The sequence below is a fragment of the Vibrio sp. MMH1-50 genome, from assembly GCF_022347645.1.
GTDB lineage: Bacteria > Pseudomonadota > Gammaproteobacteria > Enterobacterales > Vibrionaceae > Vibrio > Vibrio harveyi.
Genome location: NZ_JAKRGG010000002.1, coordinates 172386 through 189915 on the forward strand (window position 1 = coordinate 172386; position 17530 = coordinate 189915).

Here is a 17530-nt window from a genome sequence, read left to right on the forward strand (position 1 = left end):
ATGCGGTGGGGTTAGATTTTTGAGACAACTTGATCAAGCTGTTGAGTCAGATTGCGCACCGCGACCACTTGCCCGTTCAGTTCGCTGCCGTATTGCGCGACAGTTTCGGCAATGATTTTGGTGTTCACTACGCCGTTAGCAACTTCACTGCTGGCTTCATCTAACTCTTTTAAAGCCGTCATTTGCGTCGCCATGATGCCAGACAGACTCTGCACATCGTGAGAGATGGTGGTAACTTGCTGAATAATGGTGTTCATTCGCTCTGTACTCGATGTCACAACGCTTTGACCATGCTTCACTTCTTGCTCACTGCGATCAAGCAAGTTCCGAATTTCCACCGCCGACTGACTGCTCTTAGCTGAAAGCTCTCGCACTTGGTCCGCAACGACCGCAAAACCTCTGCCCTGCTCACCCGCTCTCGCCGCTTCAATAGCGGCATTCAGAGCGAGCAAGTTGGTTTGTTCCGCAACCGACGTAATCAAGTCCGCCACTTTCATGATGTCTTCATGGCTGGTAATGATCTGGCTGATCGCTTGGGTAGAGTCCTCCAATAATTCCGAGCTTTTCTCAGCTTGTTGATGAACGCCCTCACTCTTCTCGCGCAGCTCTTGGACAAACTTGCTGGACTCTTCAATCCCAGTCGCCATGTGATGCACTTGCTGACTCATTTGCTCGGCTGCACTGGCTTGGGATTCACTGTTTACATTAAGGGCGTTCACTTGAGCATCCAATTGCGATGATTGTTCATCCAACACTTGGGAGACTTGTTTCAACTCACTTGAATTTTGATTAGCTTGCTCAAGCACCTCCGCCAAATGCAGCTCCCCTTCTGTGGCCTTTTGCGCCACCAACTCACTTTCTGCCTTGGCTTTCTCTGCACTTGCAATCGCGATGTCTCGCTGCTTAGCGGTAAAAGCTTGTGCAATACAAATCACCACCAGCGGTAACACAGTGCCTGACCATATCTCCACACGCTGCGCAGATTCAGACAACACGAGTTGGGGAAAACCAAAACCAGATATATGCTGATACGTCATTACTGCAGAGAGCACTATCACTAACGCGCTCCAAGAGATCGCCATGATACGAGTGCCAGATAAAAAGAAAGCGACGACTAACAAAGGCACCCAGTAAGTTTGGGTAGAATCGACCACACCACCACTTTGATAAATGATGTTGAGCGCATGCACCGACATGCCCACAAACCCCAGATTTAGCGACAACGCTGGTTGCTTGAACCATTTCAGGCTTAAGGCGGATATCAGTTCGAGTGCGATTAAGAGTATTGAGGTAAAAATTAAGCTTTCATGTCCATGTTTGGACCATTTGATCAGGCTGTAGATCCCGACGAGGAAAGCGATGAGGGTAAATAGAGAGAGGATGTCGGCTTGACGTTGTTGTGTTCTTGTCCATTGAGTTTGGCGCGGCATAAATGCACTGCGCCACAGCGTGGCTGGATTCATGTTCAATCTTCCTTGATTGATTTCTTATTAGACCTCTGATCACTATAGTTTTGTAACATTTTCTCAACAAATTTAATCCTTAAATCTGTCTGAGATGTCTCATTTTTAATACGAGAACACGCCTAACGGTAACGACCTTTTCTTGCACTGGTTGCTTTGCCTGCGAGCGCCACCAGCGTCTTATTCGTGTTAGCGTGACAAATGGCAACACCTAACGCATCGGCAGCATCGGCTTGAGGCTTGGCTGGCAATTTAAGCATGTGTTGAACCATATGTTGAACCTGTACTTTGTCTGCGCCACCTGTACCTGTTACCGCTTGTTTAATGAGGCGAGCGGCGTACTCATGCACCGGAAGATCCGCATTCACTGCCGCCACAATCGCACTACCACGCGCCTGCCCGAGCTTTAGTGCAGAATCAGCGTTCTTCGCCATAAACACTTGCTCAATAGCAAACACATCTGGTTGAAACTGGGTGATGATTTCCGTCACGCCTGCGTAGATTTGCTTGAGACGACCTGGCAGCTCTTTTTCAGAAGTGCGAATACATCCGCTGCCTAGATATTGCAAATGACGCCCTTGCTGGCGAATCACGCCGTAACCGGTAATACGAGAGCCTGGGTCAATGCCCAAAATAATTGACATGAAGAGTCCTAATCAATAACTCACTGTAAGTATGAGAATAGTTGCCATTAAAACAAAAACTCCCGCAGATGCGGGAGTTTTTTCTTTAATTGTTGTGCGCTTATTCTGCGTCTTTTTCTTTCGCAACTGTTACTGCAATCGCTAGCTCTTCTAGAGCCGCTGGGTTTGCAAGGCTTGGTGCGTCTGTTAGTAGACACGCCGCCGCAGTTGTTTTAGGGAACGCGATAACATCACGGATGTTCTCTGTACCACATAGTAGCATCACTAGACGGTCTAGACCGAATGCAAGACCAGCGTGTGGAGGCGTACCGAATTTTAGCGCGTCCAGTAGGAAGCCGAATTTCAGTTGTTGCTCTTCTGCATTAATACCTAGGATATCGAATACTGCTGCTTGCATTTCTGCGTTGTGAATACGTACAGAACCACCGCCAACTTCGTAGCCGTTTAGAACCATGTCGTATGCGTTTGAGTTCGCCGCTGCTGGGTTCGCTTTTAGCTCTTCCGCTGTAACACCTAGAGGCGATGTGAATGGGTGGTGCATAGCGTGCAGGTTGCCTTCGTCGTCTTCTTCGAACATTGGGAAGTCAACAACCCAAAGTGGAGCCCATGTGCCTTCTTTAGTTAGACCTAGGTCTTTACCAAGTTTAAGACGAAGTGCGCCTAGTGCTTCAGCAACGATGTTAGCTTTGTCTGCGCCAAATAGGATGATGTCGCCAGATTCCGCTTGAGTGCGATCTAGGATGCCGTTGATCACGTCTTCGTTTAGGAATTTAGCTACTGGAGATTGGATGCCTTCCATGCCTGCTGCACGGTCGTTAACCTTCATCCATGCTAGACCTTTCGCACCGTAGATACCTACGAATTCTGCGTAGCCGTCGATTTGCTTACGAGTAAGCTCAGCACCACCTGGTACGCGGATAACTGCAACGCGACCTTTCTCGTCGTTTGCTGGACCAGAGAATACTTTGAACTCAACGTCTTTCACTAGGTCAGCAACGTCTACTAGTTCTAGTGGGTTACGTAGGTCTGGCTTGTCAGAACCGAAACGACGAATCGCTTCGCTGAACGGCATTACTGGGAATTCACCTAGGTCAACGTTCAGTAGCTCTTGCCACATTTCACGAACCATTTTCTCAGTCGTTGCACGAACTTGGTCAGCCGTCATGAATGACGTTTCGATATCGATCTGAGTGAATTCTGGTTGACGGTCAGCACGCAAGTCTTCATCACGGAAACACTTAACGATTTGGTAGTAACGGTCAAAACCAGACATCATTAGAAGCTGTTTGAATAGCTGTGGAGACTGAGGAAGCGCGTAGAAGCTACCTTTGTGAACACGGCTAGGTACTAAGTAGTCACGAGCGCCTTCTGGTGTCGCTTTTGTTAGTACTGGTGTTTCGATGTCTAGGAAGCCGTTGTCATCTAGGAAACGACGAACAAAGCTAGACGCTTTAGCACGTAGCTTGATGCGGTCGCTCATTTCTGGACGACGTAGATCTAGGTAACGGTACTTCAGACGTTGCTCTTCAGAGTTCTTTTGGTTGAAATCTAGAGGCAAAACGTCAGAACGGTTGATGATTTCAAGACCTTTTGCAAGGATCTCAACTTCACCAGTTGCCATGTCTTTGTTTACTTGGCTTTCTGGACGAACGCGAACTTCACCAGTTAGCTTGATACAGAATTCATTACGAAGTGTGTTAGCCACTTCATACGCATCTGCCATATCTGGATCAACAACTACCTGAACGATACCTTCGCGATCTCGCATATCGATAAAAATAAGACCGCCTAAATCACGACGACGGTTAACCCAGCCGCAAAGTTCTACAGTTTGTCCTGCAAGGGACTTGTTCAGGTGACCACAGTAATGGGTACGCATAATGAAATTCCCAATCTCTCAAATATTGTTAACTACGCTCTGTCAGCCTCATTGCCGAGCAGAGTAAAGATCCATTTATACGCTGAAAGCCTATGAAAATCGACTACTCAACATACAATTAAGTGTGTTTTATCATTCATTGGTGGTTTTTAGTACAACAAATGTTCAAAAGCGCACCAAAGCGAAAAAATTGGTGGGGATTATAGCGTGAAATTACCTATTTCAGCAAAACTCTCGTAAAGTGGGCTCAGGAAAAAACGTAAAGCAGAGATATGGATAATTTACCCCTTCGACTTGGATTGACCATGTGGTCGCACAACCAGTGGCAGCAAAGCTTTTATGGCAGTGGCACCAAACCCGCAGAGCGACTTGAAAAGTACGCGCAGGTGTTCCACACCGTAGAAGGCAACACCACCTTTTACGCCACACCGACGCTCAACACGGTGCAAAACTGGAAAGCCGCGACTCACGACGATTTCAAATTCACCTTTAAGTTGCCAAAAGCCATTACTCACGAACAGATGCTCAGAGGTTGCGACGAGCAGTTACGTGACTTTATGAAGGTAATGGAACCGCTTCATGAGCGTGTTGGGCAATGGACGATTCAGCTCCCTGCTGCATTTGGTCCAGAACACCTCGATAGATTAAAGAAGTTCTGTGCCAGCTTTCCGCCGAATTTCCCACTTGGAGTGGAAGTTCGTCATATGGCGTTTTTCTCCAAAGGTGAAGAAGAACGTGCGTTGAATCAGTGGCTGTTAGAGAGCGGCATTGACCGCATTATTACGGACAGCCGCCCTGTATTCGCCGCGCAGCCGACGACTGAAGCGGTAATCGATGCCCACCAGAAAAAGCCTCGCGTTCCGGTTCATGCAATCGCAACCGCCAAACACCCGATGATTCGTTTTATCGGTCATCCAGACATGGACGACAACCTGCGCTTTTTCGAACCTTGGTTAAAGAAGCTGCCGATGTGGATTGAACAAGGCATTCAACCGTACTTGATGATTCACACACCAGATAACGTCTTAGCACCAGAACTGGCTGAAAAGCTATATAAGCAGCTACAACTTAAGCTCTCACTGCCAAATTTGTCTGTATTTCCTGCCAACGATGGCAACTCGCAAATACAAATGTTTTAGGCAAGCTTATAATTAAGCAAATGACAGAGGCGCGAATTTCCCATAAAATACGCGCCTTTTTTGATGCCTGACATTTCAGGCGGCTTGTATGCAGAGATTTGGTTATGAACCCTAAGAGCAATCCAGATACTATTTTTTCGGCTCCAATCGATAAAATTGGGGATTTCACGTTCGATGAACGCGTGGCGGAAGTTTTCCCTGACATGATTCAGCGATCGGTGCCGGGTTACAGCAACATCATTTCTGCAATTGGTATGTTGGCAGAGCGTTTTGTTAAGCCTCACTCAAACATCTACGACCTAGGTTGTTCTTTGGGTGCTGCTACGCTGTCTATGCGTCGTCATATCAAACAAGAAGGTTGCCAAATCATTGCAGTGGACAACTCTCCTGCGATGGTTGAACGCTGTAAGCTTCACGTCAACGCGTACCGCAGTGATACGCCAGTTGATGTAGTCGAAGCGGACATTCGTAATATCGAAATCGAAAACGCGTCTGTGGTGGTATTGAACTTCACGCTGCAATTCCTTTCTCCAGAAGACCGCTATGCTCTACTAGAGAAAATCTACGCGGGTCTGCGCCCAGGCGGCATTTTGATTCTGTCTGAAAAGTTCGTGTTTGAAGATGAAGTATCTAACGAGTTGTTGATTGACCTTCACCACGACTTTAAACGTGCAAATGGCTACAGCGAACTTGAGATCAGCCAAAAGCGTAGCGCAATTGAAAACGTGATGCGCCCTGATTCAAAGAAAGATCATAAAGAGCGTTTCGCAGAAATTGGTTTCTCAAGCTACGACGTTTGGTTCCAGTGCTTTAACTTCGGTTCGATGTTCGCGATTAAATAGCGAGAAGCGAGAAGCGAGAAGCGAGAAGCGAGAAGCGAGAAGCGAGAAGCGAGAAGCGAGAAGCGAGAAGCGAGAAGCGAGAAGCGAGAAAGTCTTAACGTTTCGCATTTAGTGTCAATTTTTTAATTTATTACTCAGTGAAAAACTATGTTTAATTTTGCTAATTTTTATCAGTTAATCGCTCAAGACACTCGTCTTCAGCCGTGGCTAAACGTATTACCTCAACAGTTAACAGATTGGCAAAACGCTGAGCACGGTGACTTTGGTCGCTGGCTAAAAGCGCTGAACAAGATTCCACAAGGTGCACCAAACCAAGTGGACATCAAAAACTCAGTAACCATCAGCAACGATACGCCTTTCCATGAAGGTGAGCTGAAAAAGCTAGAAAGCCTACTGCGTACATTCCACCCATGGCGTAAAGGTCCATACACAGTGCACGGTATTCATATCGATACTGAATGGCGCAGTGACTGGAAATGGGATCGCGTTCTTCCGCACATCTCGCCACTAAAAAACCGCAGCGTGCTCGATGTAGGTTGTGGTAACGGCTACCATATGTGGCGCATGCTGGGTGAAGGTGCACGCCTAACGGTTGGTATCGACCCTTCTCATCTGTTCCTAATTCAGTTCGAAGCGATTCGTAAGTTAATGGGCGATGACCAACGTGCTCACCTTCTTCCATTAGGTATTGAACAACTACCAAAGTTAGAAGCGTTCGACACTGTATTTAGTATGGGCGTGCTTTACCACCGTCGCTCTCCACTGGATCACTTGGTGCAGCTAAAAGACCAGTTAGTATCAGGTGGCGAGCTTGTTCTGGAAACACTCGTTATCGAAGGCGATGAGAACGCGGTATTGGTTCCGACGTCTCGCTACGCGCAAATGCGTAACGTGTACTTCTTCCCGTCAGCGAAAGCGCTGAAAGTATGGCTAGAACTGGTTGGCTTTAAAGATGTGCGTATTGTAGATGAGAACGTAACGTCTGTAGATGAGCAGCGTACGACCGACTGGATGACGCACAATTCACTGCCGGATTACCTAGATCCAAACGACCCAAGCAAAACCGTTGAAGGCTACCCTGCACCTCGCCGTGCGGTGCTTGTCGCAACCAAGCCATAATTAACTGAGATTTCTGACATTGTCTTAACTCACTCCCTCCATTAAGACATTAACCTCTCTTCAAATCTAATTAAGGATGCGTCTTGCGTCCTTAATTTTTTGGCTTTTCGTCACTATTCCTCATTCTGTAAGAGTCTGAAGCAGATTCTTGCTTGTGAGCCTTTGGCGATAACGCTAAACTCTTAAAAAACAAACAACTTACTCCAATCCCAAGGTTTTCAATGTTTATACGATTGACTCCGGTTGTTGCCATCGCCTTACTATCTGGATGTACTTTGACCAAAGGCGAACAGTACCACCAAGAAACGTTAGCTGCTATTCAGGCTTCAGAAACGAATTTCAATACTCGCGTTACCAACTTAGAGCTTCAACTTAGTAACCAGTCGGATTACATCGAAAGTTTGGAAGACCAAGTGGATAAGTTAAATGGCGAACTCAATACCTTCCGTAAAGAAGCAATGGACGAAGTGAGAAAGCCTAAAGAACCTATCATTGTTCAAGCTCCTGCTCCCGTTCAAGCAACTCCTACCCATGACATTGTCCTTGGCTCAATTGAGCGAGTGACGATCGATTCAATCAAACAAACGTTCGACGCTCGCGTAGATACCGGCGCGGCAACATCTTCACTGAACGCTGTTGATATCGAAGAATTCGAAAGAAATGGCAAAAACTGGGTGCGTTTCCACCTAGCTGATAATACCAAGTCAGATGAAGAGAAAGATATTTGGATTGAAGCACCAATTATTCGCTACGTGAAAATCCGTCAAGCAACCAATGAAGAACTAGAGCGTCGTGCTGTAGTTGAACTTTGGGTGCGCGTTGGAAAAATTCATGAAAAAGCGCAATTTACGTTGGCAGATCGCTCTCAAATGAACCATCCTGTGTTACTAGGAAGAGAATTTATGCGCGACATCGCACTCGTCGATGTGAGTCGTAAATATATTCAAACGGAAGAAGATAAAAAATAATAAGGTAGATTATGACGTCAAGAATACCGTTTTACCTGTCAATCATCCTTTTGGTGGTTGCGGGCATCGCTTTGAGTGTTTTCAGACATCAGAATTACGGCGTTCCATGGACTCCAGGTGAAACGCGTCAAGTTTGGGATGTTGAAGCCCGCATTGAGTTCAATGCAAATGGCGGTGAAGTTAAAGCTTCTCTCGCTGCTCCTCATACACAAAAAGGCTACACCTTAATCGGTGAGTCGGCGTCATCTCCTGGTTATGGTGTTTCTTACGTAAACTCTGATTCAGGTCGTCGTGCTGAATGGTCTATCCGCCAAGCAACTGGCGCACAAACCATTTACTACAAAGCCCAATTCTTGGTTGATCCACAAGCAAAAGTGGATGAACAGCCACCAACCGGTGAAATTGCCAAACCAACCCTTTCAGCACCTCAACAAGCGGCAGCAAATGCGTTGATTGAGCGTGCAATGAGCCGTTCAGCAGACAATGAGACATTCGCTCGTGAGCTGATCAAAACTCTGAACGATCCAGATAGCCAAAACGCAGCACTGATTCTAAATGACTTTGATCGTACCGATGCTCTGCACAAAATTCTGCTTACCGCTGGCGTACAGAGTAAGACCGTTGGCGTTATCGAGCTGGAAGATGGACGTCGCCGTCAAACGATTCAACCTATGGTTCAAGTTTGGTCTGGCGATAAGTGGGTACTCTTCTCACCAAACTCTGAGCAAGCTGCAGCGCAGCCTAACCTGCTTGTTTGGGATGAATCGAATGTTTCGCTACTTGACCTAGTGGGCGGCAAAAACAGCCAAGTTCACTTCTCTATGATCAAGCAGGAGCTTACACCGCAAGAAGCAACCAACAACAAAGTGGAAGCTGACGGTCTATTGAACCTGTCTATCCACAGCCTACCTCTTGAAGAGCAGGCGATGTTTAAGACCATCATGCTGATTCCAATTGGTGCTCTTATTGTTGTATTCCTGCGCGTTATCATCGGTCTTAAGACATCCGGTACCTTCATGCCAGTTCTTATTGCGGTTGCCTTTGTACAAACGCAACTTGTAACAGGTATCGTCGGCTTCCTACTGATTGTCGGTACGGGTCTGATCATCCGAAGTTACTTATCGAGGCTAAACTTACTTCTGGTCGCAAGGATATCCGCGGTTATCATCACAGTAATCATGATCATCTCTGTGTTTACCGTTGTGGCATTCAAGATTGGTCTGACTGAGGGTCTAACCATTACCTTCTTCCCAATGATCATCTTGTCATGGACGATCGAGCGTATGTCGATTCTATGGGAAGAAGAAGGCGCGAAAGAAGTTGCCCTTCAAGGTGGTGGCTCACTACTGACAGCGGTACTGGTTTACTTGGCAATGACCAACACCTACATCCAGCACCTAACGTTTAACTTTATCGGCCTACAGCTCATTGTACTGGCAGGTATTCTACTACTAGGTACATACACGGGTTACCGTCTAACTGAGCTACGTCGCTTTAAACCACTAGCGGAGGACTAAACGATGTTTGAACGTTTTACTTCGCCAGCAAAACTCCGCCATAAAGGCATTATGGGGATGAACAAGCGTAACCACAGTTACATTGGTCGTTACAATGATCGTTCTAAATACCCTTTGGTGGATGACAAGCTCAAAACCAAAATTATCGCTGAAGCAGCAGGTGCGACTGTGCCTGCTCTTATTGGCGTGATCGCCAGCCAAGCTGAAGTGAAAAAGATTCACAAGATGGTTGAGAACTGGCCCGGTTTTGTAATCAAGCCTGCTCAAGGCAGTGGTGGTAAAGGTATCTTGGTTATCACTTCGCACAAAGATGGCGTATATACAAAGCCATCGGGTGCTACCTGCAATAAAGAAGAAGTTGAGCGTCACATCAGTAACGCACTCGCGGGTCTTTTCTCCCTTGGTGGTAAGAACGATGTAGCTGTGGTTGAGAACTTAATTAAGTTTGATGACTGCTTCGACGGCTTCAGTTACGAAGGTGTGCCAGACGTACGTATTATCGTATTTAAGGGCTACCCTGTTATGGCGATGATGCGTTGCTCTACAGCAGCATCGGATGGTAAGGCTAACCTTCACCAAGGCGCGGTAGGTGTCGGTATCGACATTGCTACTGGTAAAGCCATTCGCGCGGTGCAATTTGACCAACCAGTGACTCATCACCCAGATACGGGTAAAGACCTGTCGACACTGCAAGTGCCTCATTGGGAGCGCTTGTTAGAGCTTGCGTCCAGTGCTTGGGAAATGACAGGTCTAGGTTACATGGGCACCGACATGGTATTGGACAAAGAAGAAGGTCCAATGGTTCTGGAGCTAAACGCTCGCCCTGGTCTAGCAATCCAAATTGCAAACGGTGCAGGTCTCCTACCTCGCTTGAAACACATTGAGAACCTTGGCACTCCTGCTGAGTATCCAAAACCAAAAGAGCGTGTTGCGTACGCAGCAGAGCAATTTGGCGTAAAATCTCAGTTCTAATCTAATCGCTAGCAGCCATTCTCGTGGTTGCTAGCTTTCTTTTCATATTTGAGCACTATCGCTCTCTTCCTAAGTAATTCATCGTTTTTATCACTGCAATCGATGATCCAGCTAACAAAATACACATCGATCGTTTCTTTTTTCTGCCGATTTTTGATTTTATATTTTCTCCCCCTTACTCAACTCGAGAGGTTGGGCGATGCTAACAAAAGAAACTAATAACAATGATACTCCGCTTGTTGAACAAGAGAACTTTGACCAACACCTACAACGTTTGTCGGAAATCTCTGTCCAAGCACTTGATGAGCTTGCTGAAATGATCGAAAAAGGAAACGACTTTTCAGAAGAATAGGACTTACCTTTTCACATTTAAGCGCCTGCAAAAAAGCCGAGCCTGTTGCCCTACAGACTCGGCTTATTTCGTTTTACAAATACAAAAACGCCCGCGTTTCTTGCGGGCGTTTTTAGCTTCGGAGTTTAGGACTCAAACTCTTCAATCATCTCTTGTGCTTCAGTCTTAGGTTTATCGTTTTGACCAAAACCACGCAGACCAACTACGTGTACATGCTCGTGGTCTTTAAACACCTTACGCACCAGTTTGTAGGTCGTACCTTTCTCTGGGCTGATATTTTCTGGCGCCGCGATAAGAAGTTGCATATCCAGACGGTCACACAGTTCAAACAGGGTTGAGATAGATTTCGCATCCAGACGTGCTGCCTCATCAAGGAACAACAGACGACATGGCACGATATCTTTACTGCGCAAACGGCGTGATTCTTCTTCCCAGCTTTGAACAACCATCAGTAGGATTGACTGACCAGTACCGATCGCCTCACCCGTAGATAGCGCGCCAGATTCAGCTTGTAGCCAGCCGTCAGAACCACGGTTCACTTCCACACTTAGCTCTAGGTAGTTACGGTAATCCAGTAGCTCTTCACCCAGAACCTGAGGAGAACGTTGACCCATATCGATGTGTGGGTTCACGCGTTGGAACAGTTTCGCCATTGCTTCAGAGAAGGTAAAGCGAGTCGATTCAAACAGATCTTTATGCTGCTCTTGTTGTGTCGCTAGACCGTTCAGTAGCACTTCGTGACTTTCGCGGATCTTCACGTTTAGACGTACACCCTTCACCTGGCCAAACGAGATGTTCGACAAACCTTGGTTCAGCATACGAATACGGTTTTGCTCACGCTGAATCGTCTTCTTGATGATGCTCGCTACTGACTCAGAGCTGATCGCTAGGCGGTTTTCACGTTGCGTTAGCTCTTCCGTTAGACGCGCCAGCTCTACTTCCATCTCTTCGATCGCTTCGACTGGATCATCAGTACGGATGATATCCTGACGAATACGTTCACGAAGATGTTGGTAAACCGCGATGTAAAACAGAACTTTACGCTCTGGACGTGCATTGTCTTCTGATAGACGCAGCGCATCACGCAGGTCGTCATTGTTCGCAACCGCTAGACGCAGCGCACCCAATGATTTATCCGACATTGAACGCAGTTCATCCGCTGACATGTAAGCCAGTTCACGCTTGTGTAGACGACGCTCAACATCGTTCTCACGCGCTAGACGAAGTACCGAACACCAGCCAGCTTTCGCTGCAACAACGAAGGTACGCAGCTCAACGTATTCTTTCTGAACTTTCTTCAGACGTTTCGCCAAGCCTTTCATCTCTAGTTCAGTAGAGGTGATCGTACGCTCGTATTCGCTCTTACGGCTACGAGAAGTGTGTAGACGCTCATGCAGTTCGTCACGACGACGCATTGCACGCTCTTCTGCACCTTCGTCAGCGTTCACGCCAAACTCTTGAAGTTCTTGTTTGAACTCTTGAACCGTTTCCAGTTTCGCTTGGTGTGAACTCTTCAGAGAAGCCAATACTTGGTTGTATTGGTTCATTTGACCTTGCGATTGTTTCAACTCTTCACGAGAGCGAGTACGCATTTGTTCAGCTTGAACCAATTTCGCTTTTAGCTGTTCGCTCAGTTCGCTGCTCTTGTTCAGTAGGTCTACTGAATCTGAATAAGCGAAGTAGTGGCGACGTTCAACGAGATCCGAGAGCGCAAAGATTTGCTTCTTAAGATCTTGTAGCTGTTCGTCTGCCGCTTTGTATTCTGCTTCTAGCGCATCGAATTGCTCTGGGTCAGCATCTAGGGCAACTGCGACTTTTTCCAGTTCTGCCACCGCTTTCGCGTGGTTATTTAGGAAAGCTTTTGCTTCTGAAAGCTGGGCGATTTTCCCTTCCAACTCATCAAAGCGCGCTTGCAGCGACTCATCTTCAATCAACGCCATGTTCGGTGCTAGCTTGTCTAAAGAAGACAATGCTTGCTTGCTGGTTTGCAGTTGAGAACGTTGCTGCTGCTCTTTTGCATCCAGATCAGCCAGTACGCGCGCAATTTGGTTACGCTTGTCGCGAATGGTTGCCAATGCTTGCTCTGGGTCAGCTTCGAATGCTACTTGAATGTGGCTTGCCACAAACTGGTTGAACGCTTGGTACAGACGCTGCATTTTTTGCGAATCGAATGCCGCTTTCGCGTGCTTCTCAACCACTTCTTCACGTTCGTTACGCAGTAGCTCTAAACGCTGCTCACGTGCTGCACGACCAAACAGTGGGATTTCAGGCAAGCGAGAGTAACGCATTTGGCGATCGTTCATGCGAACACAAACCGCGCCTTCTAACTCTTCTGCGTCGAATGAGCTGTCATCAAAGGCATCGATGTCACCTTCAATGATGTACAAGTCTTCTGGACAGTCGTCTAGCTCTACCAGTTTCTCTTCGATACCAGATAGGTCAGAAACAACGATAGCGTGACGAGCCGGACCGTACATCGCACTGAAGTAAGGCGCGTCATCAATAGTGATGTCATCATAGATCTCTGACAGCAATACGCCGCCTAGAGTATCTGCTAAACCTTTCAGACGAGGGTCGTTTGAACCACCAGGTGAAGCAAGACGCTCAATCTCAGAGTCGAGCTGACTGCGACGCTCTGCCAGTTTGTCTTTCGCCAGAGAAAGAGTCTTCTCTTGCTCAAGCACCACTTGCATTTGGCTCATGACTGACCGGCTATCTTCTAGCTCAGCGCCACTTTGCTCACGCAGTTTTTCTAGCGCATCGTTCGCCGCAATCCATGTTGGAGCAATGGCTTCTAGCTTGTTGATTTCCGCCGCTGCATCTTGCTCTAGACGACGCTGTTCGCTGCGTTGTTCACGCACGTCTTCTTGCGTCATTTCTAGCGAGTCGATTTGCATCGCATGACGTTCACGCTCTTGTTCAAACGTGATTTCGTCAGTCAGTTCAACATGGAATTGCTTTTGGTACTCGTTGACTAGCTCGCGCGCTTGACGTTGCTGGTTAAGGCTACGCTCAAGGTCACGGTGCTGTGCACGCCATTGCTGTTCGTTTTGCGCGACTTGCTGAGATTCACGCGCTTTCGCAATTGCGGTTTTCGCATGTTCAGACGCGTCTTTACGCTCAACTTGACCAACGATGCTTTGTACCAGTTTAAGCGCGGTTTCGAACTGCTCTGCTGCCGCAGAAGACATGTCCAGTTTGTGCTTAACCGATAGCAACGCGTTGGTGCTTTCTGATTCTTTGCTCTTAAGCTCAGAGACAAGCGCTTGTGCCGATTCTGCCGTTAGGCTGTCATCGCCAAGTAGTTGCTTCGCTTTTTCCAGCGCTTGAACCGCTTGTTGGTATTGAAGGGCGCGAGTTTGTTGAACGTCGAGTGCTTGTTGGTAGTCAGCCAGCTGCGTCTTAAGGCTATCCACCTCTTCTTCCGCAACGGTCGCTTGCTCTTCCACCATCATCACGCGTTCTTGCGCTTCTTCCACTACCATCATCTGTTCTTCAAGACGCTCACTCAGCTCTTCAAGATCTTCTTGGTAGCGTTCGATCTTCTCTTGCTGGCGTAATGCGTTTTGCACCAGTTGCAAGTGGTCAGAAGCCGCTTGGTAATCTTGCTCTAGCGCAGATTCCGACTCGATCAGCAGTTCTAGCTCTTCTTGAACACGGTTAAGCAGGTTGTTTTGCTCAACGAGAGTTTCACGAGAACCGAACAGCTCTGAACGTAATGACAGCGTTTTATCCAACTTGTTACGACGATCGTTCGCGTGACGCATGTAGTCCGCCGCCACGTAGTTAGTCGACTCTGTGATCAAGTGTTTGAATAAGTCACGGTCTGCTTGCGTGGTTTTGATCGCTTCTAGCGTCATGCGGTTTTCACGCAGTGCTGATTCCATATCTTGGAACGCTTTCTTCACGCCGCCGTTTTGTGGCAGAAGGTAGTCACGAAGCGAGCGCGTGATTGCACTTGAGATACCACCGTAAAGCGATGCTTCGATCAGGCGGTAGAATTTAGAACGGTCACCAGAGTTACGCAGTTTCTTCGGAATCACACCGAATTCGAACATCTGCGAGTGGTAATCCACGATAGAAGAGAAGGCTTTAAATTGAACGCCTTCAAATTCTGCGATCGATTCTTTTACTTCATTGATTTGACGTACACGAGCTTGAGTCGCAGATACGCTTTCAACCAAGATATCCGTTGGTTTCACATGGCTTGGAAGACCTTGGATAACAAACGGTTTGATGTCTACTTTCTTATCACGACCCGCTACTTGCTGCAGTTTTACTGCAAACAATAGGCGTTGGTTACGTGAGTTCACCACATCTAGCGCCGCATAACATGCGCCCGGCTGTAACTTACCGTACAGACCTTTGTCGCGAGACGATTGGCTGCTGCCTGCTTCTGTGGTGTTACGGAAGTGCAGTAGCGTTTGGTCAGGAATCAAGGCGGTGATGAACGCCGCCATTGTGGTTGATTTACCTGCACCGTTACCACCTGATAGCGTGGTGACCAGACCATCGATGTCAAACGTACGGGCAAAGAAGCCGTTCCAGTTGACCATGGTCAGCGATTGGTATTTACCGCGTTCAATCATGCTCATGCTTCACCCTCTTCTGTTGTTTCTTCTTGGGCTTGGTCGCCTTGATCTTCTTCAGACAATAGGCTGCCTTGGCTTGGCTCTTTGGTGTGCACTACCGCTTCACCATCACGGATCAGACGTAGCTGCGCTTCACGCATATCATCACCAATTCGTACATCGGCACCAAAGCGGAATACTGCTTCACTGATGCTGAATTTACCGGTTTCACCGATGTTGATGATCATGCCTAGGCGACGCAGGCGACGGAGTGATGTACGTACTTTTTCAAACAGCTTTTCTTTATCAAGATCAGAACCAGTCGCACGGTTCGTCACTAGCTTCATCAGCTTGTTTTCATCAGCCAGAGCAAGTAGCTCGTCGTACAATTCTTGGTTAGTGAAGATGCCTTCGTGCGCAAGACGTTCTGGGCTTAGGTAAAGGAAACACAGTACCTTACCCACCAGCATGTCCAGCTCAGAAAGGACACTACGACCAATCAAAGACGTTGAACGTGGACGGAGGTAGAAGAAACCTTCTGGCGCTTTAACCAATTCAGTGTTGTAGCGCTGGTAGAAAGAAGAAAGCTCAAGTTCGAAATCCGACAACAACGCGTGGTTGTCCAGATCTTCACTTGAAACATGACGCCCTGCTCGAAGCATGCTGTCTAGCGCTGGGAACAGAGGGTTAGAAATTGCTTTTGCCAGATTCTCTGACATGTATTCATTAGTATCGGTCGATGACATTCGCTTGTACCTTTGCCCCAAATTCGTTGATTGCTTTCCAGTCTGGCTGAACAGCTTGGTAGTCGGATTCTGAATAACCCAGACGTACCGCCTGATCAACGACAATGCGAGCTAAATCAAAGTGATGAGTATGAGGGTGCTGTGCAAGGTAATCTCGCAGTACCACGCTCAAGTCAATAGGCGCGCCTTGGTCTTTATGCGCTTTCAGCATGTCACCAATTCGCTCCGCCAACTCATCATTGACTTGTTGAAACTCTTCGTATTCCACTTCCATCGGAACTTGACCTGTTACCTCGTCATCACGCAGTACTAGGGCTTCATCACGAAGGTCAGAAAGCCTTTCCGCATCTGCATAAGTCAGATACCAAGGCAAATCAAAGTAGTCTTTAACGGACTGGCGTAGACGCGAGCTAAAAGCACGGTTCTTATCCATATCAATAGCAGTACGGATGAACTTGTGCACGTGTCGGTCGTAGCCAATCCAAAGGTCGATCGCTTGCTGGCCCCAGCTTGTGATTCGGTCCAGTTTCATCTGAAGACCAAACAAGGCTTCCTCGATAAACTCAAGCTCAGGGTCACCATAGACAATCTCTTGAATGTCTAGGATCTGGGTTTGCAGTTCATCACTGGCAGCTTGCAGCGTATCTTGAAGTTCACGCAACGTGCTTGATGTTTCTGACAGAAGCGCTTCACAGTTGTTGATTGCTTCACGCCAGTCTTTGTTAAGCAGGTCAGCAATCTGTTGTTTCACAGATTGTTGCTGCTCATCCATCACACGTTGGTTGAGATCAATTTGATCGAAGATTTCGCCTACAGAATATTTCAATATCCCGTACACGTTCTTCTTCCAGTGGCCCGGAGTGCCACCTTTTTGTGCCGCTTCAATCGCTTTCGCCATTTCATCAGCGACCATAGACAACTGAATAGAAAGGCGCAGTTTCGAGAACTCACGATGGCGCACGTAGTAGTCGGTAATTCCTATCGCTAATGGCGACAAGCGGTAAATGCTCGCTCCGTCAGTAATCTCACTGACAAAACGGCTCATAAGACGCTGCTTAACCATCTCGTTAATGGCATTGTTCGCACGGAAAGCCGAAGCTTCTCCCGTCTCATCAAAAAGTCGAGTGACGATGGCAAATGCGTCGTGCAATTCACCTTCACCCAATTCTTCATCGAACCTTTCATTACTTAATACAGCGATAGCAATCAAAAATGCCAGTCGCTCAGTGGTCAGGTTCAACGAGAAATCGTGCTGCTTTACCCAGCCAACCAACTCATCGATTGGTTGCTCTGCAGCATTGAGAGTCATCTCACTCAT

The 17530-nt window shown here is 47.4% G+C and carries 13 protein-coding genes; 7 read left to right on the forward strand and 6 right to left on the reverse strand.

Annotated elements, in window-relative coordinates; all coding sequences use genetic code 11:
- Window positions 1–11: 11 nt before the first annotated feature.
- The 3 genes from MHO32_RS02850 to aspS all read right to left on the reverse strand — a co-directional run bounded on the left by MHO32_RS02850 (window position 12) and on the right by aspS (window position 3986).
- On the reverse strand, window positions 12–1463 hold the full coding sequence (locus MHO32_RS02850) for a methyl-accepting chemotaxis protein (RefSeq protein WP_239210627.1): 1452 nt from the start codon (window positions 1461–1463) through the stop codon (window positions 12–14).
- Window positions 1464–1585: 122 nt separating this feature from the next.
- Entirely contained in the window at window positions 1586–2107 is a 522-nt protein-coding gene (ruvC, locus tag MHO32_RS02855) for a crossover junction endodeoxyribonuclease RuvC (protein WP_005426231.1), read from the reverse strand.
- A gap of 100 nt (window positions 2108–2207) precedes the next feature.
- Window positions 2208–3986 carry an aspartate--tRNA ligase gene (gene aspS, locus MHO32_RS02860; protein WP_005426152.1) on the reverse strand — a complete coding sequence of 593 codons (1779 nt, stop codon included), beginning with the start codon at window positions 3984–3986 and terminating at the stop codon, window positions 2208–2210.
- Window positions 3987–4258: 272 nt separating this feature from the next.
- Between aspS and MHO32_RS02865 the strand changes: the two genes are divergently transcribed.
- The 7 genes from MHO32_RS02865 to MHO32_RS02895 all read left to right on the forward strand — a co-directional run bounded on the left by MHO32_RS02865 (window position 4259) and on the right by MHO32_RS02895 (window position 10895).
- Complete coding sequence (locus MHO32_RS02865; RefSeq protein ID WP_239210628.1) at window positions 4259–5125, forward strand: DUF72 domain-containing protein; 867 nt, start codon at window positions 4259–4261, stop codon at window positions 5123–5125.
- A gap of 104 nt (window positions 5126–5229) precedes the next feature.
- Window positions 5230–5967, forward strand: a complete 738-nt coding sequence (gene cmoA, locus MHO32_RS02870) for a carboxy-S-adenosyl-L-methionine synthase CmoA (RefSeq protein ID WP_005426299.1) — start codon at window positions 5230–5232, stop codon at window positions 5965–5967.
- Window positions 5968–6114: 147 nt separating this feature from the next.
- Window positions 6115–7086, forward strand: coding sequence for a tRNA 5-methoxyuridine(34)/uridine 5-oxyacetic acid(34) synthase CmoB (gene cmoB, locus MHO32_RS02875; protein ID WP_005450339.1), 972 nt, complete (start codon window positions 6115–6117; stop codon window positions 7084–7086).
- A gap of 221 nt (window positions 7087–7307) precedes the next feature.
- Window positions 7308–8054: an ATP-dependent zinc protease family protein gene (locus MHO32_RS02880; protein ID WP_005450340.1), complete on the forward strand. Its 747-nt coding sequence runs from the start codon at window positions 7308–7310 to the stop codon at window positions 8052–8054.
- Window positions 8055–8065: 11 nt separating this feature from the next.
- Window positions 8066–9571 carry an inactive transglutaminase family protein gene (locus MHO32_RS02885; RefSeq protein ID WP_005450341.1) on the forward strand — a complete coding sequence of 502 codons (1506 nt, stop codon included), beginning with the start codon at window positions 8066–8068 and terminating at the stop codon, window positions 9569–9571.
- Between the two features lie 3 nt (window positions 9572–9574).
- Window positions 9575–10543, forward strand: a complete 969-nt coding sequence (locus MHO32_RS02890; RefSeq protein ID WP_005450342.1) for an alpha-L-glutamate ligase-like protein — start codon at window positions 9575–9577, stop codon at window positions 10541–10543.
- A gap of 199 nt (window positions 10544–10742) precedes the next feature.
- Window positions 10743–10895 carry a hypothetical protein gene (locus MHO32_RS02895; protein WP_005450343.1) on the forward strand — a complete coding sequence of 51 codons (153 nt, stop codon included), beginning with the start codon at window positions 10743–10745 and terminating at the stop codon, window positions 10893–10895.
- Between the two features lie 125 nt (window positions 10896–11020).
- Here MHO32_RS02895 and mukB read toward each other — a convergent pair whose 3' ends face one another.
- Genes mukB through mukF form a run of 3 tightly spaced genes read right to left on the reverse strand, consistent with a single transcriptional unit; the run spans window position 11021 to window position 17530 of the window.
- On the reverse strand, window positions 11021–15484 hold the full coding sequence (mukB, locus tag MHO32_RS02900) for a chromosome partition protein MukB (RefSeq protein ID WP_239210647.1): 4464 nt from the start codon (window positions 15482–15484) through the stop codon (window positions 11021–11023).
- A gap of 2 nt (window positions 15485–15486) precedes the next feature.
- Complete coding sequence (gene mukE, locus MHO32_RS02905; RefSeq protein WP_172580476.1) at window positions 15487–16212, reverse strand: chromosome partition protein MukE; 726 nt, start codon at window positions 16210–16212, stop codon at window positions 15487–15489.
- On the reverse strand, window positions 16193–17530 hold the full coding sequence (gene mukF, locus MHO32_RS02910; RefSeq protein ID WP_005450346.1) for a chromosome partition protein MukF: 1338 nt from the start codon (window positions 17528–17530) through the stop codon (window positions 16193–16195). The genes mukE and mukF overlap by 20 nt, the downstream gene beginning before the upstream one ends.